19 protein-coding genes are annotated in these 23,800 nt (G+C 54.7%); 8 read left to right on the top strand and 11 right to left on the bottom strand.

The genetic code is table 11. The features are described 5' to 3' along the window. Window positions 1-344 precede the first annotated feature (344 nt). The 7 genes from ACTQ34_RS14045 to pyrR all read right to left on the bottom strand — a co-directional run bounded on the left by ACTQ34_RS14045 (window position 345) and on the right by pyrR (window position 9,013). Complete coding sequence (locus tag ACTQ34_RS14045) at window positions 345-731, bottom strand: hypothetical protein (protein ID WP_441364355.1); 387 nt, start codon at window positions 729-731, stop codon at window positions 345-347. A gap of 115 nt (window positions 732-846) precedes the next feature. Further along, window positions 847-2,130, bottom strand: coding sequence for a hypothetical protein (locus ACTQ34_RS14040; RefSeq protein WP_441364354.1), 1,284 nt, complete (start codon window positions 2,128-2,130; stop codon window positions 847-849). A gap of 203 nt (window positions 2,131-2,333) precedes the next feature. Continuing rightward, window positions 2,334-2,696, bottom strand: a complete 363-nt coding sequence (locus ACTQ34_RS14035) for a hypothetical protein (protein WP_441364353.1) — start codon at window positions 2,694-2,696, stop codon at window positions 2,334-2,336. A 489-nt stretch (window positions 2,697-3,185) separates the two neighbouring features. Further along, complete coding sequence (carB, locus tag ACTQ34_RS14030) at window positions 3,186-6,371, bottom strand: carbamoyl-phosphate synthase large subunit (protein ID WP_441364352.1); 3,186 nt, start codon at window positions 6,369-6,371, stop codon at window positions 3,186-3,188. Then, window positions 6,371-7,465, bottom strand: a complete 1,095-nt coding sequence (locus ACTQ34_RS14025; protein ID WP_441364351.1) for a carbamoyl phosphate synthase small subunit — start codon at window positions 7,463-7,465, stop codon at window positions 6,371-6,373. The genes carB and ACTQ34_RS14025 overlap by 1 nt, the downstream gene beginning before the upstream one ends. Before the next feature lie 61 nt (window positions 7,466-7,526). After that, complete coding sequence (gene pyrF, locus ACTQ34_RS14020) at window positions 7,527-8,444, bottom strand: orotidine-5'-phosphate decarboxylase (RefSeq protein ID WP_441364350.1); 918 nt, start codon at window positions 8,442-8,444, stop codon at window positions 7,527-7,529. Window positions 8,445-8,479: 35 nt separating this feature from the next. Beyond that, the gene (gene pyrR, locus ACTQ34_RS14015; RefSeq protein WP_441364349.1) at window positions 8,480-9,013 is read right to left on the bottom strand and encodes a bifunctional pyr operon transcriptional regulator/uracil phosphoribosyltransferase PyrR; all 534 of its coding nucleotides are present in this window, start codon (window positions 9,011-9,013) and stop codon (window positions 8,480-8,482) included. Between the two features lie 332 nt (window positions 9,014-9,345). Between pyrR and ACTQ34_RS14010 the strand changes: the two genes are divergently transcribed. Next, a complete protein-coding gene (locus ACTQ34_RS14010; protein WP_297284339.1) occupies window positions 9,346-9,528 on the top strand; it encodes a hypothetical protein in 183 nt (60 codons plus the stop codon). Window positions 9,529-9,574: 46 nt separating this feature from the next. On the opposite strand, the gene ACTQ34_RS14005 is transcribed toward ACTQ34_RS14010, so the two are convergent. After that, a complete protein-coding gene (locus ACTQ34_RS14005; RefSeq protein WP_441364348.1) occupies window positions 9,575-10,297 on the bottom strand; it encodes a queuosine precursor transporter in 723 nt (240 codons plus the stop codon). Next, window positions 10,294-11,001 carry a radical SAM protein gene (locus ACTQ34_RS14000; protein ID WP_441364356.1) on the bottom strand — a complete coding sequence of 236 codons (708 nt, stop codon included), beginning with the start codon at window positions 10,999-11,001 and terminating at the stop codon, window positions 10,294-10,296. The genes ACTQ34_RS14005 and ACTQ34_RS14000 overlap by 4 nt, the downstream gene beginning before the upstream one ends. 380 nt (window positions 11,002-11,381) lie before the next feature. On the opposite strand from ACTQ34_RS14000, the gene ACTQ34_RS13995 reads away from it, so the two are divergent. The 6 genes from ACTQ34_RS13995 to ACTQ34_RS13970 all read left to right on the top strand — a co-directional run bounded on the left by ACTQ34_RS13995 (window position 11,382) and on the right by ACTQ34_RS13970 (window position 17,565). Next, window positions 11,382-12,779, top strand: a complete 1,398-nt coding sequence (locus ACTQ34_RS13995) for an alanine/glycine:cation symporter family protein (protein WP_441364347.1) — start codon at window positions 11,382-11,384, stop codon at window positions 12,777-12,779. Window positions 12,780-12,945: 166 nt separating this feature from the next. Continuing rightward, window positions 12,946-14,439, top strand: coding sequence for a Na+/H+ antiporter NhaC family protein (locus tag ACTQ34_RS13990; RefSeq protein ID WP_441364346.1), 1,494 nt, complete (start codon window positions 12,946-12,948; stop codon window positions 14,437-14,439). 89 nt (window positions 14,440-14,528) lie between these two features. Beyond that, window positions 14,529-15,884 (top strand): MATE family efflux transporter, encoded by a 1,356-nt coding sequence (locus tag ACTQ34_RS13985; protein ID WP_441364345.1) that lies wholly within the window; start codon window positions 14,529-14,531, stop codon window positions 15,882-15,884. Window positions 15,885-15,978: 94 nt separating this feature from the next. Next, a complete protein-coding gene (locus ACTQ34_RS13980) occupies window positions 15,979-16,638 on the top strand; it encodes an ABC transporter ATP-binding protein (RefSeq protein ID WP_441364344.1) in 660 nt (219 codons plus the stop codon). Window positions 16,639-16,659: 21 nt separating this feature from the next. After that, complete coding sequence (locus ACTQ34_RS13975; protein ID WP_441364343.1) at window positions 16,660-17,148, top strand: deoxycytidylate deaminase; 489 nt, start codon at window positions 16,660-16,662, stop codon at window positions 17,146-17,148. Between the two features lie 36 nt (window positions 17,149-17,184). After that, complete coding sequence (locus ACTQ34_RS13970) at window positions 17,185-17,565, top strand: desulfoferrodoxin family protein (RefSeq protein ID WP_441364342.1); 381 nt, start codon at window positions 17,185-17,187, stop codon at window positions 17,563-17,565. A 68-nt stretch (window positions 17,566-17,633) separates the two neighbouring features. Here ACTQ34_RS13970 and ACTQ34_RS13965 read toward each other — a convergent pair whose 3' ends face one another. Both ACTQ34_RS13965 and ACTQ34_RS13960 read right to left on the bottom strand, forming a co-directional pair. After that, complete coding sequence (locus ACTQ34_RS13965; protein ID WP_441364341.1) at window positions 17,634-19,001, bottom strand: citrate/2-methylcitrate synthase; 1,368 nt, start codon at window positions 18,999-19,001, stop codon at window positions 17,634-17,636. A gap of 271 nt (window positions 19,002-19,272) precedes the next feature. Continuing rightward, window positions 19,273-20,607 (bottom strand): tetratricopeptide repeat protein, encoded by a 1,335-nt coding sequence (locus ACTQ34_RS13960; protein WP_441364340.1) that lies wholly within the window; start codon window positions 20,605-20,607, stop codon window positions 19,273-19,275. Window positions 20,608-20,843: 236 nt separating this feature from the next. Between ACTQ34_RS13960 and ACTQ34_RS13955 the strand changes: the two genes are divergently transcribed. Beyond that, complete coding sequence (locus ACTQ34_RS13955) at window positions 20,844-23,651, top strand: S-layer homology domain-containing protein (RefSeq protein ID WP_441364339.1); 2,808 nt, start codon at window positions 20,844-20,846, stop codon at window positions 23,649-23,651. Window positions 23,652-23,800 lie beyond the last annotated feature (149 nt).

The raw sequence follows: 23,800 nt of genomic DNA, 5'->3' as shown, positions 1-23,800 counted from the left end.
GTACAAGTTCCTTGAGCTGCCCCTTGATAACTTCCTCGTTTAGCTGTACAATCTTCTCGGACATGGTTTGCTGTCTCCTTTCGAATGGTGTGTCGCGACTTCATTCTACCAGAGATCTGCAAACCATGTCTTTTTTGTTTTTGCGAAACTTATTCTACCTGACCTTTTTTGTTTTTGCGAAACTTATTCTACCTGACCAAGATGTACAGCCCCAGCTAGACATGGAACAACCTCGGTCTGGACGGGTTCAATGATGATATTCACATAATAGTAAAACACAGCATCTAAACACTACCAATGTTTAAATGCTGTGTTTTTTAGTGCCTTATCATGTCTAAAAACGGTTATTGAGTGTTGTTTTCAGCGATAAGTGCTTGCTGAATAGCATAAAGTTGTTCACGAAAAGATTCGCCTGATTGATTGCTTATTACGCTTAAGACTTGACTAAAATATGAAGAATCAAATTGTTGAATAGTAACATTTTGAGTAGTTACTGTATAACAAAATTTAGATATCCACTGTGCTGTAAAAGAGTACTCATCATTCAATTTCTGATCAAAGCGAAATGTAAACTCACTATATGCTATGTAGTTGTAACAGGTAGACTGCAAATCTTGATAACAATCTTGAAAACGCTCGTTATCATTCATCGAATAGGCAACTACCGTTGAGCTGATATCCTGTTGTAGCTTGAGCAAGTACGATCGGGCATAGGCTGAAGCCTGATACAAATACTGATCTCTTTGATCTAACAGACTTCTTATTGCAAAAAATTGTATAATCATAATACAAACTATTAAAAGTATTAGCCCGCGTTTTACATGGCATTTAATATTCATGATACAGTTATGGACCTACATTTACAGACATACTGGCAGTTGTTGTTCTAATTATAAATCGTCCTGCCGACGTATCAACACCATATGTCAAATACGAGTAAGCACGATATGTACCAGTATTTCTTCCATTTGTAGTAATGCAAAAGCCTACAGGCATTCCTGTAGCTGTTGTATCGAACTTTTCTCGTTCAAACGAACCAAGCTCTACTCTGAAATACGAGTGTGAAGCTCCGTCACTATATTCAACATTACCAGAAACATTTAAAAGGGTTTGAATTGTATCAGTAGGTATTCCTATAAGGGAATAAATGTCTCTGATCATTGGATGAAAGTACGAATTCAAATTGGATTGATTTTGGCCGCTAAAGGCATGGAGCGCCCCAATAAATGTATCTCCAGAAAATTCTTGCAATCCTATTTCATATTTAGAAACATATGCTTCATAAAAAATAACGCTATTTACAAAATCACTTTGCTTTACATTGCCGCAATAGCTTACTAACAAACAGAGAACCTCAGGGACACCTTCATCAATCCAAATGCCAAGGCGTTGCCCATTCGTTCCAGTTCCTTCATATGATCCTTCTCCCGGATCATTGGGACGAAATTGTCCATAAGCATATCCTTTACCAACAACATCATTAGAAAGCATTGTGGGAGTTTCGTTTGTGGTTTCTGAGTTGTTTTGCGTTTGGACTTCATTAAGGCTTATTCCTTTTACTGCTCGATAAAATTCATCCCAAAAGCTTTCTGTAAGCTCCAAATTTCCGAACTGTAACAAGGTCTGCTTCATATGGTCATTACTTTTATAATCTGCAGAAGTAATAGTAACTCCGACGTTAATATCATCTTTTCCTTCAAATTTAGTCAAGCATGCATCAACAATATAATCCGATCCTAAGATACCCAAATTACCAGTAAGATCTCCTATTATTACTGTTTCACTTGGGAGTGAAAGGCTCGAAACTTTTCCTTCAGCCTCGACTGAGTACGTCTGCTCGCCAATATACATGTCAAAATTAAGCCACGCTGTCCCTGAGTTCGCTTCATCCATTGTAATTTGGTAAGTGTAATTTACAGTGTTTTCCATATTAGAGATAGAGGCTATACTTGGGTTCGGACAAAATATCTCATTAAAGGTAGCTTCATCTGCAACTAATGCGAGATCACTGATTCCATCGGCAAGCTGTTCGCTTTGCCCCACGGCTATGTTCTCTAGTGCTGCTGCAGACGTAAAAGTGGACGAAAGGACAATAAATGATAGTGCGGCTGCAAGTTTTCGTTTTAACATAATGTTTTCCTCCGAACTCTGATTAGAATATAGCGGTCTGCTTATATTATTACCAGTTTCCAAGCCTTTGCGATCAATGTAGCATTAACCATTTCGTTGTCATTACAAGTCAATCCAATAGGGATCAACCCAATATCCATGTGTTTCGTTCCGGTGGCGGTCTTGCTGCTTCCCATTTAGCGGACGGTATTTATATACATCTATCATTTGCTCCAGATCAACAATGAGCTGGTTGTGTTTTCACCCCTTCCTTTTTCATCCTGCTTTTTTATCAGTGCCATTTCAATTTTAGTCAAGGAAGCCGTGCTGATCGAGCATGTCGACAATGTACTCCTCTTTGGTGAGGCCGCGCTGAACTTGACGGACATATTTTTCCCTGATCTGAAAAAGCCACAAATTTCAAGTATCTCTTTGTCCAGCAAAGACGTCAGGATATTGTGGATGTAGTCAATACTCCCACTGGTCGCATTCCCTGATCTTTGTGAAATCTCAACAGATAATGGTGCTCCAACATTCCAAACAATGTGAAGAAGCATTTCTTCCGAGTTTGATGATGCTTTTTTCAATATAATCAATAATCACCTTTTTGGTTAATTAACTTTCTATGGTGTTATCATATACGTTTTTCTAAAAAATAGCAATTTAAAAGTCAAACAAAAACTGACAAAATTTATTGGTATATATACCTAACCGATCTGCAACAGGTAAAATAATAAAGAGCCATGCCTTATAGCAATAAGCATGGCTTTTTGATCATATCAAGGCTCATCAAAAAAAAGTAAATTGGTGGTAGATTGAAAATTGTATTTATTGTTTTTACATAATTAAGTTTAAGATTAAACCTATTTAAATGCCATAAGCAATATTTTCATTATTCTGCTGCTATATCTACTGCTTGAGACTATCTTTTTCATAAAAAGGCGGGCTGTGCCCGCCTTTTTATACAGGTAAGAAGAAAAGTTTCGTTTATCGGAACTTTTTCTCGCTCGGGGCGCATCCGCGGCCCCGCCGCGGTGCGTCCCCCTCGATTGAACCTGTACGGTTCAATCGAATTTTTAGATTGTATTGATATCCACCATCTCACAGTTTTCAATCTTGATGTCGCCCTCGAGGCAGCGCAGCAGTGCGGATGCCGTATCAATCGAGGTCAGGCACGGAATGGCGCGCTCTACCGCCGTGCGACGGATGTGCACCGAGCCCAGCTCCGGATGACGGCCCTTGACCGAGGTGGCAACAACATAGTCAATCTTGCCGGACTCAATCAGGTCGATGATATTCGGGGACGGCTCATCCACGTTGCGGATGGCATTGGTCGCAACCATGTGACGGTTGAGCACGTTCGCCGTGCCGCTGGTAGCATAAATGTCAAAGCCAAGGGCTTCAAACCGCTCGCCGATGCGGATAGCCTCCTGCTTGTCCGAATCGCGCACGGAAATGAGCACCGCACCCTTTTTCTTCATCTTGAAGCCCGCGCCGATAAGGCCCTTGAGCAGCGCCTCGCGGAACGAGGTCGAAACGCCCAGCACCTCGCCGGTCGACTTCATCTCCGGCCCCAGCTGGGTATCGAGGTCGCGCAGCTTCTGGAACGAGAACACCGGCACCTTGACCGCATAGTGGTCGCTCTCCGGATGCAGGCCGGTGCCGCAGCCCATGTCGCGCAGCTTTTCACCGAACATGCAGCGCGTCGCCAAATCCACCATCGGTACGCCCGTCACCTTGGAAATATACGGCACGGTACGCGAGGAGCGCGGATTGACCTCAATGACATAAATCTGGTCGTTATACAGCACAAACTGGATGTTGACCAGACCGAGTACCGCCAGATTCTTAGCCAGCGCCTCGGTGTAACGAATGATGGTCTCCTTGTGCTTCGGCTCGATATTGATAGAAGGATAAATCGAAATCGAGTCGCCCGAGTGAACGCCCGCGCGCTCGAAGTGCTCCATGATGCCCGGAATGAGGATGTCTTCGCCGTCGCAGATGGCGTCGACCTCGATTTCGCGGCCCATCATATATTTATCAACCAACACCGGGTTTTCCACCTTGTTGCGGGTGATAACCTTCATAAACTCGCGCACGTCCTCTTCCTTGTACGCGATTTCCATGCCCTGACCGCCCAGAACATAGGACGGACGCACGAGCACCGGATAGCCCAGCTCGTCGGCGGCCTTAACCGCTTCTTCCTCGGTCATAACCGTGTGGCCCGCCGGACGCGGAATACCACACTTTTCGAGGATAACGTCGAACTTCTCACGGTCCTCCGCCGCGTCGATGCTCCATGCAGGCGTACCGAGAATCGGAATGCCCAGCTTTTCGATATGCGCGGCGAGGTTGATGGCGGTCTGTCCGCCGAACTGCACGATGGCAAAGTCCGGCTTTTCTGCATTGACAACGCCGGTCACGTCCTCGGGCGTCAGCGGCTCGAAATACAGACGGTCCGCCGTATCAAAGTCGGTCGAGACGGTCTCCGGGTTGTTGTTGATGATAACGGTCTCGCAGCCGAGCTTTTGCAGCGCCCAGACCGCGTGCACCGAGCAGTAGTCGAACTCGATGCCCTGACCAATGCGAATCGGGCCGGAGCCGAGCACCAGCACCTTCTTTTTACCGGAGGCGGGCTTGACCTCAGTCTCCTCGTCATAGGTCGAGTAGTAGTACGGGGTTTCCGCCTCGAACTCGGCGGCACAGGTGTCAACCATCTTGTAAACCGGCAGACGCTTTACCCCGGAAATATCCTTGCCGGACAGCTGCTCGATGGTCTTGTCAAGGAAGCCCATCTTCTTGGCGCGCAGGTACAGGTCCTTGTCGATGGTTTCGGCCGTGGCAAGCGCCTTCTCCATGTCGACGATGTTCTGGAACTTATGCAGGAAGAAGGTATCCATCGTGGTGACCTCGTGAATCTCCTCGATGGTCATGATGCCGCGGCGCAGCGCCTCGCAGATGTGGAACAGACGCTGGTCGTCCGTGCGGGCGACGCCCTTCTTAATTTCCGCGTCCGACTGCTGCTGGATGCGCGGAGCAATCATGCTGTCCAGCTTGATTTCGCAGCCGCGCACGGCCTTCATCAGCGCACCCTCGAAGCTGTTGTCAATCGCCATGACCTCGCCCGTCGCCTTCATCTGCGTGCCGAGCGTGTTGTCCGCATACACGAACTTGTCAAACGGCCAGCGCGGGAACTTGACCACGCAGTAGTCAAGCGTCGGCTCAAAGCAGGCCTTGGTCTTTTTGGTGACGGCGTTTTCGATTTCGTCCAAGCCGTAGCCGACCGCAATCTTCGCGGTCACCTTGGCAATCGGATAACCGGTCGCCTTGGAGGCGAGCGCCGAGGAGCGCGAAACACGGGGATTTACCTCGATGACCGCGTACTCGAACGAATTCGGATTGAGTGCGTACTGCACGTTGCAGCCGCCCTCGATGCCCAGCTCGGTGATGATGTTGAGCGCGGAGGTGCGCAGCATCTGGTATTCCTTGTCGCACAGCGTCTGGCTGGGTGCGACGACGACCGAGTCGCCCGTGTGGACGCCGACCGGGTCGACATTTTCCATGTTACAAATCGTGATGGCGTTGCCCTTGTGGTCGCGCATGACCTCGTATTCGATTTCCTTCCAGCCGGCGATACATTTCTCGACCAGAATTTCATCGACGCGGGAATACATAATGCCGGTTGCGGCAATCTCGCGCAGCTGGTCCCACGTGTAGGCAATACCGCCGCCCGTGCCGCCGAGCGTATACGCCGGGCGGATAATGACCGGCAGACCGATTTCCCGGGTAAACTCGACCGCGTCCTCCACCGAATGCACAACCTTGGACGCGATGCAAGGCTCACCGATTTTTTCCATCGTGTCCTTGAACATCTGACGGTCCTCGGCCTTGGCGATGGTCTCCGGGTTCGCGCCGAGGAGCTTTACGCCCATCTTGTCCAGGAAGCCGCTCTCACACAGCTCCATGGCGAGGTTCAGACCGGTCTGGCCGCCGAGGTTGGGCAGCAGCGAGTCCGGACGCTCTTTCTTGATGATTTCCTGCACCGCTTCCACGGTCAGCGGCTCGATATAGACCTTGTCGGCCATAGCCTTATCGGTCATGATGGTGGCGGGGTTGGAGTTGACAAGCACAACCTCCAGACCTTCCTCGCGCAGCGCGCGGCAGGCCTGCGTGCCCGCGTAGTCAAACTCGGCCGCCTGGCCGATGACGATGGGGCCGGAGCCCAGTACCATTACCTTATGAATATCCTTGCGCAGCGGCATTACTGAGCACCTCCCTTTGCTTTTGCAATGTTCTCCATGAATTTATCAAACAGATACGATGTGTCCATCGGGCCGGGGCAGACCTCGGGGTGATACTGCACGGTGAACACCGGACGGCCGATATGCTCGACACCCTCAACCGTGCCGTCGTTCAAATTGACATAGCGCACACGGGCGATGCTCGGGTCGGCCGACTCGCCCACGACCGCGTAGCCGTGGTTCTGGCTGGTGATATAGGTGCGGTCCACGTCCAAATCCTTGACCGGATGGTTGACACCGCGGTGACCGTACTTGAGCTTGGTGGTCTTGGCGCCAATGGCAAGGCTCAACAGCTGATGACCGAGGCAGATGCCGAAAATCGGGATATTGCTCTCGAGCAGCTTCTTGATGTTCTCGACAATCTCGACGTTTTCCGCCGGGTCGCCGGGGCCGTTGGACAGCATCACGCCGTCAAACTTGCCGATAACCTCCTCCGGCGGGGTGAAAGCCGGGATGGTGACAACCTCGCAGCCGCGCTTTTGCAGCTCGCGCTCAATGTTGTACTTCACGCCGTAGTCATACAGCGCGATGCGGTATTTCTGCTCGCCCTCCGCCGGGTAAACGCGGCTCTCCTCGCAGGTGACCGACTTTACCGCGTTCTTGACAACATACGCTTTCATTTCCGCGATGGTCTGCTCATCCGGCTCGAAACCCTCGGTGTAAATCACGCCGTTCATAACGCCTGCATTGCGCAGCTTGCGGGTCAGCGCGCGGGTGTCGATGCCTGCAAGGCCGACAACCTTCTGCTCCTTGAGGTATTCGTCCAGCGTCAGGCGGCAGCGCCAGTTGGACGGATACTCCGCGATTTCGCGCATGATAAAACCGGAAACCCAGCTCTTGCGGGATTCGTAATCGTCAAAGTTGATGCCGTAGTTGCCAATCAGCGGATAGGTCATGGTGACCACCTGACCATAATAGGACGGGTCGGTCAAAACCTCCTGATAACCGGCCATGCCCGTGTTGAACACGACCTCACCAATGCTCTGCCCTTCGTAGCCGACGGCCGTACCCTCAAACAGGGTGCCGTCTGCGAGCAGTAAATACGCTTTTTTCAAGTGAAAATCACTCCCAATTCAATCCTGATTATTCTGTCTTTCGGTCATGCACCGATTATGCTTATCGAATCGCCGCGACAATATCATCGCGCATACGGATGGCTTCCGCACGTGCAGCTTCCTTATAATCCTCGCCGTTTTTGCCGGTTTTCTTCCACGCGCACATGATGCCGCGCGAGGAGTTGACGATTGCACCCAGTCCGTCGTCGTTGAAGGCGTTTGCAATGTCCTTTGCCGTTGCGCCCTGCGCACCGTAGCCCGGCACGAGGAAATAGGACTTCGGCAGCAGCTCACGGATGATTTTCTGCTCCTCCGGATAGGTCGCGCCAACCACCGCGCCGACCTGATTGTAGCCGCACGGGGTGTCCAGACCCTCGCTCCATTTTGCGACCATCTCGGCCATACGCGCGTAGAGCGGCTTGCCCTCCATATCGCGGTTCTGCAGCTCGCCGGAGGACGGGTTGGAGGTTTTAACGAGCATAAACAGGCTCTTGTCCCGCTCGCGGCACTCCTTGAGGAACGGCTCGACGCCGTCCGTACCCAGATAGCCGTTGACGGTCACGCTGTCGCAGCCGTAAGGCGCGATTTCGGTATCGCCTACACGGGTCTTGCCCAGATACGCCTCGGCATAGGCGGTTGCGGTTGCGCCGATGTCGTTGCGCTTGATATCGCCGATGACGTACATGCCCTTGGCGTGCGCGTAGTCGATGGTCTCCTTGAGCGCCATCGCGCCGTACGAACCGAGCAACTCATAGTATGCCGCCTGCGGCTTGACCGCGGGCACGATGTCGCACAATGCGTCAATCAGGCCGCAGTTAAACGCAACTACGCTCTCCGCCGCTGCACGCAGCGTCTCGCCGTGCAGCATCATGTTGCGTCCCGCAATGTGCTGCGGGATGTACTCCAGCCGCGCATCCAGGCCGGCAACGGTCGGGTTACCCTTTTCCTTGATTTTTTCTACCAGTGTTTGGATGGACATAGATATTCTTCCTTTCTCAGCTGCAAGCGGTTATCCTACGTTTCACTGCTCAAAATAACAACATTGTCTGCTCCGTCGACCTCGGTCAGGCGCACGCTGACGCGCTCGTCGCGCGCGGTCGGCAGGTTTTTTCCGATATAATCCGGTCGGATGGGCACCTCTCGGTGGCCGCGGTCTATCAGCACGGCAAGCTGAATGCGTCCCGCGCGGCCCTGCTGAGACACCGCTTCGATCGCGGCGCGCACCGTACGGCCGGTATACAGCACATCGTCCACCAGCACGACCGTCGCGCCCTCGATGCGCCCATCGGGCGGCGATTTGGGCGCTTCCTCGCGCGGCTTATCGTCCCGCCACGGAGTCACGTCCAGCTCGATCACCGGCGGCATACGCCCTTCGACCTCCCCGAGCTTTTTTGCAATGCGCTGGGCCAGAAACACGCCGCGTGTTTTTACCCCGGCCAGCAGCAGGTTTTCCACACCCTTGTTTTTTTCGATGATTTCAAAGGCGATACGGGTCAGTGCGCGGCGCACACCGTCCGCATCCATAATCACGGCCTTTTGTTCGGCCATCCTGCCACCTCCCATCGGAAAAATTTACAAAAAAACAGCCTCCTGCGCCGAAAGCAGAAAGCCGTACCTCAAATTACACCTGTCCCCCATTCCCCGGCTGACGGCGTATGCACTGTTTTCTGCCTTGGCGGCTCACGGGCCGCGCCTTAAAGGCGGATTGTTTCATTTATTATATCGTATGAAACGGTTTTTGTAAACAGACGATACCACAAAACAATTTTGTTTTTTTATACAAATTTTGTTGCCGCCGCATAACGTAAGGATTGACGCAAAGCGGACATACTATGTTCGGCGGCACCAAACACATTTTATTGAAAGGCGGCGGACAAATCATGCGGGTATCTCCCTTCATTTCAGGCATTGCGACCGGTGCGGTCGCGGGCGCGGTCGTCTCCATGATGGCGGCGGGCGCAATGATGAACCCCTCGGTGCGGCGCAGCGCGCAGCACGCGGCAAACAAGGCGGAGCACGCCATGCACAAGGCGGCCAATAACGTCGGCCACATGCTGGGCTGACGACACAAAAAAGGAGAAGCACATTGGCTTCTCCTTTTTTATATTTTTACGCTACATTCACATCTGCGGTATGCCCCAGTTTTTTATCATGCAGCCGACGCGCGGCATACACAACCGGCGTGTCGAGCAGCGAGGTGAAAATGAAAATCACATAGCTCGACAGGGCAACCGAAATCAGCGTCGGAATATCATAGGTACCCCAGAAGGCCAGTGCGGTAAACAGCACCGTGTTGACCAGCTGGGAAACCAGTGTCGAACCGTTGTTGCGCAGCCAGAGGAACGCGCGGTGGTCGCCGGTGCGCTTTTCGGTAATCTCCCACCATTTATGGTACAGCCAAACGTCGAACACCTGCGCGACCGCGTACACCGCCAGCGACGACAGCATCATACGCGGAGTGTTGGAAAAAATCGCCTGCATAGACGGCATCGCCCAATCATTCACCGACGGAATATAGGCCAGCCACGACTGCGACACAATAATAAACAGCACATTCGCGGCAATTCCCGCCCATACCGCCTGCTGCGCGGCTTTTTTGCCCGCAACCTCGCTTAAAATATCGGTCACCAGGAAGGTGGTTGCAAACAGGATGTTGCCGAGCGTCATTTCCATGCCGTAAGCATCAATCAGGATGAGCACCTCGATGTTCGCCGCAATGGTGGCAAACACGGTAAACGCCATCAGGCCGCCGGTGCCGAACAGGTAAAACCACAGCAGCACCGCACCGTACAGCACCACCAGCGTACCAATCAACAATAATTCGTTTGTCATTTTACTTCTCCTACGCCAAAATCTGTATTTTCCAACAGAATGTCCACACGCGGGTTGTCCCGGTAAAGCGGATACACCTCGCGCACAAAGGCCGCACGCGAAACGTCGTCCGGCCGGACAGATGTGGTGTTCGGAACCATGATGTTGACGCAGACACGGTCAAAATGCGAAAGACCGGTCTCGATATCGTGCCGCATGCTGTCCGCCGTCTGCCCGGCAAGACCGAACAACAGGCAGCAGTCGTCGAAGTCGGCGGCAATCTTCGCGGGGTCGGTCTCGTCAATGCCCTTGTCGAGTACCCACTCGCGGTAGTCCGCGTCGAAGGTTTCCACGCCGATTTTGACATGCAACGTGACCCCCTGCTCTGCAAACCGCGCACGCAGCGCAGGTAGCGTTCCCCGGAACATCCAGTGGCTTTCGATGTGCAGGTCGCGGATGCCCTTCTCGCGGCAGATGCGCTCCACCTCACGGATGGTGGACTCATCCAGCTCGGCAAATGAGCCGGAGTTAATCGCCTCTAGGCGACCGTATACGCCGGTCACCTGCGCCAGCACCGCACGGTTGAGGGTGAGGTTTGCCTGCTCGTCGCGCGATGCGTCCAGATGGTAGTCGCAGAAGCGGCAGCGCTTCCACGCGCAGCCCCGCCCGCGCAGCAGCACAATTTCGCGCGGATTTTTGTCCTCAATCACCGAATAGCGGGTCATCTCCACTGGTTTCCCCTCCGTTTGGCAAAAAAATAAGGCGTACCAAAAACGGTACACCATCCTTTGGCCCGCGCCGTCAGACGCGCAGTCAAACAAAAAATTTGCATTCCTGCAAATTTTCATCAAAACCGTGGCTCTGCCGCGATTTTGATACCAGAGCGAAAAAAGTTTCGACAAAGGAGGAACTTTTTTCGCTTAGGACGTGTCCGAGCAAAGCTCGGCGCGTCCTCTCTCGCTTGAAAGCGTGGTTTCAAGCGAAAATCCCGTAGTTTTGTTTAGAGACAGGATGGTTCCGAACTGTCTGTTATGGAATTGCTTTTCCATTATACCGGATTTCTGCCGAAAGTCAAGCATATACTTTCCCGAATGGAGGGATGTGCATGCCACTCGACACCATCGCGCGCATAAACGACGCCGTACGCGGCGTCATCTGGGGCGCTCCCATGCTGATACTGCTGGTCGGTACGGGCGTTTATTTCACCCTGCGCACCGGCTTGTTTCAGGTGCGCCATATCCGGCTGTGGCTGGGGCGCACCATACTGTCCTGTTTTTCTGGTAAATCACAGCGCACGGGCGGCATTTCCCCCTTTGCGACCGTGTGTACCGCGCTTGCGGCGACGGTCGGTACCGGCAACATCGCGGGCGTCGCTACTGCGCTGACCATCGGCGGCCCGGGCGCAGTGTTCTGGATGTGGATTGCGGCCTTTTTCGGCATGATGACCGCGTTCGCGGAAAACACGCTCGGCATGCTGTACCGCGAAAAGGGGCCGGACGGCGTATGGCGCGGCGGACCGATGTATTATCTGAAAAAGGGACTGCACGCGCCTGTACTGGCTGCGGCGTTTGCACTGTTCTGCGCGCTGGCTTCGTTTGGCATTGGCAACATGAGCCAGTGTAACTCGATTGCGGGCGGCCTGCACGGCGTATTCGGTGTGCCGCCGCTTGCGACCGGCCTTGCCACCGCCGCCCTGCTGGGTGCGGTCATGCTGGGCGGGCTGAAACGCATTTCGCGCGTGACCACCGCACTCGTGCCCGCCATGGCGCTGTTTTATATGGGCGGCGCGGCAATTGTGCTCTGGTGCCGCCGCGAAGTTCTTCCACAAGCCTGTGGACAAATTTTTGCCTGCGCCTTCGACCTGCGGGCGGCGGGCGGCGGCGCGGTTGGTTTCGGCATCCAGCAGGCCATCCGCATCGGCATTTCGCGCGGCGTATTCTCCAACGAGGCCGGCCTCGGTTCATCGGTCATGGTGCATACGGCGGCAGACGCAAAAGAGCCGTGCGAACAGGGCATGTGGGCGGTGTTCGAGGTGTTTTTTGACACGATTGTCATGTGTACCGTGACTGCACTCGTCATTCTGTCAAGCGGTGTTTACGACCCCGTGCAATACGGCCTTGCGGCGGGCACGCCGCTGCTCCAGCGGATGGAAACCGGCGCGACACTAACCGCGCGCGCGTTTTCCTCCGTGTTCGGCACGCCGGGCGGTGCGTTTGTCGCAGTCTCGCTGGCGCTGTTCGCTTTTTCTACCCTGCTCGGCTGGTCATACTACGGCCAACGTGCCGCAGAATACCTGTTCGGGCCGCGCGCGGTTCCTGTTTATAAGGTGTTGTTCGTTGCCGCGGCGGCCGCGGGCTGCGTCATGCGGCTGGATTTGGCGTGGGCACTGTCCGATACCTTTAACGGCTTGATGGCGCTGCCCAATCTGGCGGGTGTGCTCGCACTGCGGCGCGACGTGCTGGGCGAGTGGCGTCGCTACCGTCGGGCAAACCATATTATTTGACAATTCCTTCTATTTTCCTACTCTCTTCCCCCACATATTGCACAAATTTACGGCTTTTGCTTCTAAAAACTGTTTTTGACCTTGTCAAGCCGGTCCAATCCATATAAAATAAAAGAGCATTGCAGGAATCAAACAAATATCCTGCAAAATAAAGGGGGAAAATGGAATGGATTTAACGGCAACCGTGTGGACGCTGCTGCCGCCAATCATCGCGATTGCATTGGCGCTGATCACCAAGGAGGTTTACTCCTCCCTGCTCATCGGCATTCTGGCAGGCGCGCTGCTTTACACGGGCTTTAACCCACTGCATGCAGTCGAAACGACCTTCACGGTCATGGGCGGCAAGCTCGGGGACAACATCAACATCTGTATCTTTCTGGTGCTGCTGGGCATTTTGGTGTCGCTGGTCACCAAATCGGGCGCGTCCCGCGCCTACGGCGACTGGGCGGTCAAAACCATCCGGACACGCCGCGGCGCTTCGTTTGCAACCTCGTTTCTCGGCATGTTCATTTTTGTCGATGACTACTTCAACTGCCTGACCGTCGGTACGGTCATGCGCCCGGTCACGGATAAATACAACATCACGCGTGCAAAGCTCTCATACATCATCGATGCGACTGCCGCGCCCATCTGCATCATCGCGCCGATTTCCAGCTGGGCGGCAGCCGTCGGCTCGTCTCTGCCCGAGTCCAGCGCAATGGATGGCTTCTCGCTCTTTTTGCAAACCATCCCGATGAACCTGTACGCGCTACTCACCATCCTGTTCCTGATTTGGCTGATGGCGGTTGACTTCGACTTCGGCCCGATGGCAAAGTATGAGCGCGTGCACCGCGGCGAGGACCTCTCCCATCAGGAGGAAAACTACGTCGTCGGCGGCGCGGGCAAGGTGTACGACCTGATTCTGCCCATCTGCGTACTGATTGTGCTGTGCATCGCGGGCATGCTGTACACCGGCGGCATTCTGGAAGGCGTTGGCGTGGTAGATGCATTTGCAAACTGCGACTCTTCAACCGCTCTGGTGCTTGGCTCGTTCTTTACGCTGGTGTTTACCTTTATTCTTTATATTCCACGCAAGGTGCTGTCCTTCGGCCAGTTCTGCGAGGCATTCACGGAGGGCTTTAAGTCCATGGTGCCCGCTATCCTGATTCTGACGCTCGCATGGACGCTGTCCGGCGTGTGCTCGGAGGATTACCTCAACATCGGCGGCTTTGTCTCCTCGGTGGTCAACGGCAACTCCATGGTATCCATGCTGATGCCCGCCATCTTCTTCCTGATTGCGCTCGGTCTTGCCTTTGCAACCGGCACCTCATGGGGAACGTTCGGCATCCTCATCCCGATTGCGGTTGCAGTATTCGGCGATGCGCCGAACACCATGCTGGTCATGACCGTGGCCGCGTGTCTGTCCGGTGCAGTCTGCGGCGACCACATCTCGCCTATCTCGGATACCACGATTCTGGCGTCTGCGGGCGCGCAGTGCAATCATATTGACCATGTCTCCACCCAGATGCCATACGCGCTCATCATTGCCTCCATCAGCTTTATCGGCTTCCTCGTCGGCGGTGTTGTCGGCAGCGGCGTGGTGGCACTGGTGCTGGGCATTGTGCTGCTGGTGGCGGTCACCCTGCTGATTACCGCACGGCAAAAGAAAAACAAGGCGTAACCTGCCATATTATTTGACGGCTCCCCCAAACGGGGGAGCCTGTTCTCTGCACCTGACACACCTCGATTGACCGAAAGGAAGGAATCCCGTTGACCACCGATTTGACCGAAGGAAAACCCTCATCCAAACTGTTCTGGTTCTCACTGCCGCTGCTGCTGAGCGTCGCCTTTCAACAGCTTTACCAGATGGCCGACTCCATGATTGTCGGCCGCTTTGCGGCAACACCCGCCGCAGGCGAACTGGCGCTGGCCGCCGTCGGCGCAAGCTACCCCATCACCCAGTTGTTCGTTGCGGTTGCGACCGGTGTCAACATCGGTACGAGCGTGCTGGTGTCACAATTGTTTGGCGCAAAGCGCTATCTGCGCATGAAAACCGCCATTTCCACCGCCTTGCTGACCACCACCGTCATTGCACTGCTGTTGACGCTCATCGGCACGCTTGCCACCGGCGGCATTATGCGCGCACTGCAAACGCCGGAAAATATCTTTGTCGACGGCTCGCTCTATCTGCGGGTGTACGTGTTCGGTCTGCTGTTCCTGTTCATCTATAACGTCTGCACCGGTATTTTCAACGCGATGGGCGACAGCCGCACCCCGCTCATCCTGCTCATCCTGTCCTCGGTGAGCAACGTCATTCTCGACCTCGTGTTCGTGGCGGTGTTCCAGTGGGGCGTTGCGGGCGTTGCATGGGCGACCTTCATCGCACAGGGCTGCGCGGGCGCACTGGCCTTCCTGCTGCTCATGCGCCGGGTACGCTCGTTCGACACCGGCGGGCATTTTCTGCTGTTTTCGCCCGACATGCTGCGCCGTCTGACCAATTACGCCATTCCCTCCATCGCGCAGCAGAGCTTTGTTTCGGTCGGCAACGTTATCATTCAGTATTATGTCAACCTGTGCGGCGCGACCGTTATCGCGGGCTTTTCTGCCGCGACCAAGGTCAATATGTTTGCACTAACCTGCTGCATGTCGTTCTCCTCCGGTCTGTCCAGCTATGTCGCTCAGAACATCGGCGCGCGCAAGCTCGACCGCATCGGTCCGGGTCTCAAGGCGGGCGCGACCTTCTCCATTGCCCTTGCGCTTGTCTTTATGGCAGTCTATCTGCTGTTTGCAAATTTTCTCATCAGCCTGTTTATTCCGGCGGGCAGCTCCTCCGGCGTTATCGATGTCGGACGGCAATATCTGTTTGTTGTCACACCGTTCTATATCATTGTGTGCATCAAATTTGTCTGCGACAGTGTGCTGCGCGGCGCGGGTGCAATGCGGCCGTTCATGATTACGACCTTTTCCGACCTGATTATCCGCGTGGTGCTCTCGATTATATTGTTTCACGTCTGGCGCGAACTGGGCATCTGGCTATCCTGGCCGCTCGGCTGGTTCCTCGGTTCGGGACTTTCCGTTTGGTTCTACAAAACCGGCGTATGGCGCAAAAATCTTCCCACATTATAAGCAAACAGGGCTTTCTTTCAGGAAGCCCTGTTTTTTTGGGTATAATGCAGTGCTTTCCCATGCAAAATATGGACGGGAAGGAAGGGGAAAAACCTTGCTAAAGCTCATCCATGCGAGTAAAATATATCATGACAGCGGTGTGCAGGCGCTGCGCGGCGTCAACCTGTATGTTGCACCCGGCGACTATGTTTCTATTACCGGTGCATCCGGTTCGGGAAAGAGTACGCTCATGCACATTCTCGGCCTGCTCGACACGCTGTCCGAAGGGCAATACCTGCTCGGCGGAGCGGACGTTTCCCGTCTGCCTCCGCGCACGCTTGCGCGGCTGCGCAGCGAACAAATCGGATTTATCTTTCAAGGCTTTCGTCTGCTGCCCGGTATGACCGCGCTGGAAAACGTCGCGCTGCCGCTTGCCTTGCAGGGCGTGCCGCGCGTCGAACGGCTGGAACGCGCCGAACAGGCGCTGGCGCGCGTTGGTCTGTCCGAACGGACCACCCATCGGCCGGACCAGCTTTCGGGCGGCCAGCAGCAGCGCGTGGCGATCGCCCGTGCGGTTGTCACAAATCCCGGCGTTGTACTGGCGGACGAACCGACTGCGGGACTCGACCCCGAAGCCGCGGAAGATGTGCTCGGCCTGCTGGACGGTCTGCACCACGCAGGACATACCATTGTATTGATAACGCACGACCGCGCCGCAGCTTTGCGCGCGGCTCGTCGGCTGTTTCTGGAAGGCGGCATGCTTTCCGGCGGATAACTACTTTCAGGGAGGTTGTTTATGAAGCGACGGGATAAGACGAATTATTATCTGGATATGGCGCAGGTCGCGCTCGAGCGCGGCACCTGCCTGCGGCGTAATTTCGGCGCGGTAATTGTGAAAAACGACGTTATTGTGTCCACCGGCTATACCGGCGCGCCGCGCGGCCGGGCAAACTGCATCGACATCGGCACCTGCATCCGGCAGAAAATGGGCATTCCGCGCGGCGAGCGGTATGAGTTCTGCCGCTCGGTACACGCTGAGGCCAACGCCATCATTGCTGCGCCGCGTGAGCAAATGCTGGGCGCAACGCTTTATCTGGTCGGGCGCGACATGTCCACGGGCGAAATTATGCGGGACGCAAATTCCTGTACGATGTGCAAGCGCATGATTATCAACGCGGGCATCGAAAAAGTGGTCATCCGCCGGGATGAGGATACATACGACACGATTGACGTATCCGACTGGGTGGCCCACGATGACATATTAGACGGAAAAACGGGCTATTGACCCGCTTTTCTACATAACAAAAGGAGGATATTTCCTATGGAACTGAAAATTTTCAAATGCATGCACTGCGGCAACATCATTGAAATGATTGACGACCATCACGTACCGGTGATGTGCTGCGGCGAAAAAATGAAGGAATTCAAGGCGGGCGAGACCGACGGTGCTGCGGAAAAGCACGTACCGGTTGTGACGGTTGAGGGCGATGTAGTACGCGCCAAGGTTGGCGAGGTAGCGCATCCGATGACCGAGGAGCATCATATCGCGTTCATTTGGCTGGTGACCGATAAGGGCGTACATCGCGCGGTACTCAACCACACGGGCGCACCTGAAGCGGTATTCCGTCTGGCAGAGGGCGAAAAGGCCGAAGCGGTTTATGAATTCTGCAATCTGCACGGCCTGTGGAAGGCTGCGCTGTAAGCTGTAGCTGTTCCCGAAAAACAAAAAGCGTGTTTCCAATAGGAAACACGCTTTTTCTATTGCTTTTCTCAATTCCGGTCGTCCAGATTGATGTATTCGACCGTTTTGGCCAGCGGCTTGTAGGCCGGACGGATGATTTTGCCCCCGGTCGTAACCTCCTCCAGCCGGTGCGCCATCCAGCCCACGATACGCGCGGTAGCAAACAGCGGCGTATACAAGGACTTCGGCAGGCCGAGCATTTTGTACACAAAGCCAGAGTACATATCCACATTCGCGCACATCGGCTTGTCGCTGCCCTTTTTCTCAGCAAAAACCGCAGGCGTGAGCTTTTCGACCAGCTCGATGAGGTCCATTTCCTTGGAAAAGCCGGTCTTCTCTGCCAGCGGGCGCGCCGCTCGCTTGAGCGCTACCGCACGCGGGTCGCTCTTGGTGTAAATGGCGTGACCCATACCGTAAATCAAGCCCGAACCGTCTCCTGCCTCGCCATCCAGGATGCGGCGCAGGTAATCCGCGACCTCGCCCTCATCCGTCCAGTCGTGCAGGTTGGCTTTCATCTCGTCAAACTGCTTGACAACGCGCAGATTTGCGCCGCCGTGACGCGGACCCTTGAGCGAAGAGACTGCCGCCGCAATAGAGGAATAGGTGTCCGTACCCGAAGAGGAGGTGACGCGCACGGTAAACGAGGAGTTATTGCCTCCGCCATGCTCGGCGTGCAGGATCAGGCAGCGGTCGAGCAGCTTGGCTTCATCGTCGTTATACTTGCCGTTCGGCCGCACCAGATGCAGGATGTTCTCCGCGGTCGAGCGGTCAGAATCGGGCACATGCAGAAACATGGAGTCGCCGTCAAAATAGCGGCGCTTTGCCTGATACGCATGCGAAATGATAACCGGGAACTTAGCCATCAGGCTGATGCCTTGCCGCATGATATTTTCCACCGTAGTCTCATCCGGATTTTCGTCGTAGGAATAGAGCGCCAGTGTCGCACCCGCCAGCTTATTCATGATATCGCGGCTGGGCGCACGCATAATCATATCCTCGGTGAAGTTATCCGGCAGCGCACGCTCCAGACCAATCGTATGCTGGAACTCCGCCAGCTGACGGCGCGACGGCAGCTTGCCGCACATAAGAAGGTAGCCGACCTCCTCAAACCCGAAGCGGTTTTCGTTTTCCAGACCGTGAATCAAATCATATACGTTATAGCCGCGGTAGGTCAGCCGTCCTTCGATCGGCTCCCGCTCGCCTTCGTTGAGTATGTAGCCGTGTACGTTACCCAACTGACTCGCGCCGACCAGCACGCCCGTACCATCCGCATTGCGCAGGCCGCGTTTGATGCGGTAGCGGGAATACAGCTCCGGCGGGATCTGGCTGTTCAAACGAAAGCTCTCGCTCAATTCGTGCAGGAGTTCCTCATTTACATAATTCGGCTGAATCGTCATCCGGCTTTCCCCTTTCCGTGCTTACCATATCTTTATGAATATATTTTACTCCTATCCTGCATACATGTCAAATTCTGTCGCTTGTGAAACCCTACAAAAAGCGAATTTTCGCACTTTTCGGCATTGTTCACTCTGCCTGTACGCAAGATTTTATTTTTTTTGTGCAAATATTTTTTCGATTTGTCTTGCAAAAGCGTTCAGAGAGCACTGCGATAAAAAATCACGGCATAAAGCCGTGATTTTTTATCGTTCTTTGCGCAAAGAGCATGGATTACATCAAATCCAGCAGTTTATAGCAGCGTGCCTTGGTATAACTCTGCTTAAAGCTGTAAGATGCGAGCTGACCTGCTGTCTCATCCGAGCTTTCCTTGGCCGCGTTTGCTGCGCCCGAATCACGCTCTTCCACCCACTGCTTATAGCTTTCCTCCTCCGCGGCATACTGATCCGCGTTGAGCACGGTCGCCAAATAATCGTACATCTGGACCAGCAGATTATCCCATGCCTCAAACGAGCTTGCCGTCAGCGCCAGCTCATCCTCCTGCGTGGCGGCGGAAGCAATCTGCAGGTCATTCTGTTCAAGCGAATCCATCTGGCTGCTGAAATCCTGCTTCTTTTCGTCCTGCTTCTGCTGCGTCTCCTGCTGCTTTTGCTCAGCCTCCTGCGCCTGCGTCAGCTGGCTGCGCAGGTCGGAAACCTGCTTTTTCTGGTCGCTGGTCAGCGTATCGTCCGCATCAAGCGAATCCAGCTTGGCTGCGGCCGCGTCATACTTTTTGTCGGCCAGATAGCTCTGTATTTCCTCGATATCCGCTGCAAACTCGTTGTCCGCCTGCGCGGTCTCCGCCTGATCAATCAAATCCTCGATGGCTTCATACAGTGCGGAATCCGGGTCGGTTACGCGGTTTTGCAGCTGCTTGAGCAGCGCAATTGCTTCGGTGTACTGCCCGTTCTCCACATACGCCTTCGCGGTCTGGAAATCCCCCAGCTGCTGGATGGTTGCGTCCAGTGAGGACGGGTCCTTGGCCTCGGCCTGCGCGGCAGTGAAATACTCAAGCGCCTTGTCAAAATCGCCGCGGCCCATATACTTCTCAGCCAAGGTCAGATTTTCATCCGGCTGGCGGCTCATAAAAAACCACACACCGCCGCCTATTAGCGCGACCACCAGTACGACAACCACCGCGATTATCGCACCCTTTTTGCCCTTGGACGGCTTGCGGTACGGTTTGTCATCCGTGTCCGGCTCGGAAAAATAGGTCGTGCGCGACGAGCCGGTGGAACGCGGCGCACCCGATGAACGCGGCGCACCGGAAGTGCGGCGCACAGACTGCGCATTCATGGATGACAACTCCCCCGCCGACGGGATGTGCGGGTCGGTCGCGGCGAGCGGATCTCCCGTGGTCACGCCGTCTCCGGAAATGCTGCCGCCGGGATGGTCTTCCTTCATCACCGCGTCAAACGCCGAAAGGTCAATCGGCCCTTTCAGCTCGTCGGGCAGTGAGGTAAAGACAGCGGTTTCATCGTTGACGCCCTCCTGCTCAACGACCGCGCCGCAGAATGGACAGAATTTGCCCGCGATGGGCAGCTCCCTGCCGCAGTTCTTGCAAAGCATGGATGGTTCCTCCTCTATAATATACAAATATAACAATCCTATATTAGTATAACATGCGGAAAAGCGCTTGTAAACCTCTGTGACACGAACCGAACACCCTGATTTATCATCTTGTATGCCGACGGGAAATCTTGGAAAAGCAGGCTTTGTATCGAAACTGAAACCGCGCTTTGGCTTGACAAGCTATAGTCCGTGACCGTACAATAGACTTATTATGGAACAAGGGGGATTATGCCTTGAAAAAACGTCTATTCAGCGGCCTTTTAGCCGCTGTCATGCTGCTGACCACCGCGTTCGCCGCGGGTGGTGACGCAGCCTCCGAACAGGAAACCGCCTCTGGTACGGTGCTGACCTTTGCGGTCACCCTGCCAGACCAGATGAACACCAACCAAATGGAGGACGGCATGATCGAGCAGGTGCGCACCGTGCTCGAGGGCCGTCTGGAACAGCTGGCGCTGTCGGACGCGCAGATCACTTTCCCGGATGACCGCAAGACCGTCATCGTCACCCTGCCGGACGGCGCAGGCCCAAACCCGACGGATGTCGCCGCTTTTCTATCGCAGGCCAATGCGCTTTCCGCCACAGACCCGAATGGCAAGGTATGGCTGACTGGTGCGGATGTGACCGCGACCGAGGTTGGGCTGACCGATGACGGCAGCACCGCCTACATACAGCTGACCCTGACAGCGGACGCGCATGCAACGCTCTTAAGCGAGCTGCCTGCGGATACCGCGCTGGCCGTTTCGCTTGACGGTGAAACCATCGGTCAGATCGACACGATTGCAGCCGAGAACGAACCGGTCACCGTCACCGGTGCACTCACGGAGAACGCTGCCAAGTTCTATGGCGCACGCATCATGGCAGGTACGCTGCCTGTTGCGCTGACGCTCACCGAGGAGGGGCAGCCGGAACAGCCCCAAGAGCCGGAGCAACCCGCTGAACCCACTTTCCCCGACATCGCAGGCCATTGGGCGGAAAAAGCGCTGAGCAAAGCGGTTGACATGGGTCTGCTCAAGGGGACGGACGGCAAGATGCTGCCGGACGACGCAGTCAAGCGCTCGGAGGCGGTCGTTATGCTAAACCGCGCACTCGGCGCAACCATTATGGACAATACGAGCGGTTTGAGCGGCACGCCTTCCAATGCGTGGTACGCAGCCGATCTCGGCAAAGCCATTCATCTTGGCCTGATTGACGCGAATGACAGCCGCAACTTTGACACCGCCGCTACTCGTGCGGAGGCGTTTGAACTGCTTGCACGCGCCTTTGTCTTTGACCGCGCGGAAACCGGTACCGATGAACTGAGCGCCTTTACCGACATCAGCACAATGACTGCGGCACAACAGCAGGCAGCAGCAGCACTGGTTTCGGCAGGTGTCATCAATGGCGTAACCAATACCACCCTTGCCCCGCAGGCTACGCTGACCCGCGCGCAGTTTGTCACCATGATTACGCGTGTGGCGGATGAGATTCTTACTCCGCAGGAAGAACCGACAGACGCAAACACCGATGAAAACGCGGATTCCAACGCGGAAGCAACCACTGATACCGATGCTACGCCCGACACTGAACCAGCCGCTTCATTGACCGGCGGCACGATTCTCTCTGTGCCGGAATACACGGTATCCGATATGGGCCTGGACGGCGATGTGATTTTTGCCGCCGCCGCGCAGAACGTTACGCTTGATGCCGTCACCGCACGTGACCGTATTGTGCTCAAAGGCGCGGAAAACGCCAAGCTGAACGTGAAAAACGGCTCTCGTATTTCTACCCTTGCGATCGATCCCGCAGGCACGGCGGACGTGTCTCTGTCGGAAGATTCCTCTGCCGGCACGCTGGTCATTGCAGGCAAGGGCGGCGCGGTAAACTATTCCGGCACCGCCGGCAATATCGAAATCACCGCGTCGGGCCGCACAATCAATCTGTATGAGCTGGAGGCGGACACCGTCACCATCACCGGCAGCAATAACACCATTGTGGCAAATGGTTCCGTTGGTGCATTTTCAGTCAATGGCGGCGCAAAGAATAACAAGCTGACGCTGAACGGCACGGTGGATGACCTGCTGGTTGCGGGCATCGGCACGACGGTGGCTGGCAAGGGCAAGGCCACAACGGTCGATATCCGTGCGGTAAACTGCACGGTATCCATTGCAGCGGACTCCATGATTGAAAACATCGACCCCGGTCTTTCCGGTGTGACGATCTCCATGGGCGTGCCCACGAAGGTCACGGCGGGCGGCTCATTGGTGACACAGGTTACCTTCCAAGGCGTGACCGATCCGAAAATCTGCTCTGCACAGTGGTACAAAAACGGCAAGCCGCTGGCGAACTATTCCAACGACAACTTCCGGCTGACGGCGGACGCGGTTTCCCGTATTACAACTTACTTCACCTTCACCAAGGACATGGACACCAGCGTGACCATGGGCTTCAAGCTGACCTATGAAAATCCCTCGACTGGTGAAACCGAGGAAAAGTACATCGAAAAAACCGTGCCGATTGAAAACTATTCGGACGAATGGTACTACCAGCGCGATGTTAACCGCATTCTGAATCTGGTTTCCTCGACCTACCGCGGCAACTACACCACCTCTTATGCCGTCAATAACGACTATGCAGCCTATGAAAAAGAGGTCTGGGTCAATGCCAAGGGCTATTCGAGCCGCACCCAGTATCTGGTGTGGATTAACCGTGCATACCAGCACGTGAACGTGTTCCAAGGCTCCAAGGGCAACTGGAAGCTGATTAAGTCCTTCCTCGTTGGCACAGGCGCGGCCTCTTCTCCCACCCCGACCGGCCTGACCACGGTTTCCTACAAGTCCGCGGGCGGCTGGACGACCAGCACTTACACCGTGCGCCCGGTTGTCGGCTTCTACCCCGGCACGGGCTATGCCTTCCACTCGCGCCTGTGCTATCCGGGCACGGACACCGAGTATGACTTCAGCGCAGGCTACCCCGTCTCGCACGGCTGTGTGCGCATGTACAAGAACGACATCAAGTGGATTTATAACAACATCCCGGTCGGCACGACCGTCGCCATTTTCTAACAACGAAATGAAAAAGGCTTGGAACTCTGGTTCCAAGCCTCAGTCTGTCGAAAAAGTCCAGCAAAAGCTGGGCTTTTTCGTTTGAGCGCGGTAAAATAGGAATAGGTGGTGAGAGCAATGCTGGAACGAGGAAAAATGGATCGGGATGT

It is taken from the genome of Agathobaculum sp. LCP25S3_E8 (assembly GCF_052117165.1).
GTDB lineage: Bacteria > Bacillota > Clostridia > Oscillospirales > Butyricicoccaceae > Agathobaculum.
This window is presented reverse-complemented; position numbering and strand designations above follow the sequence as displayed.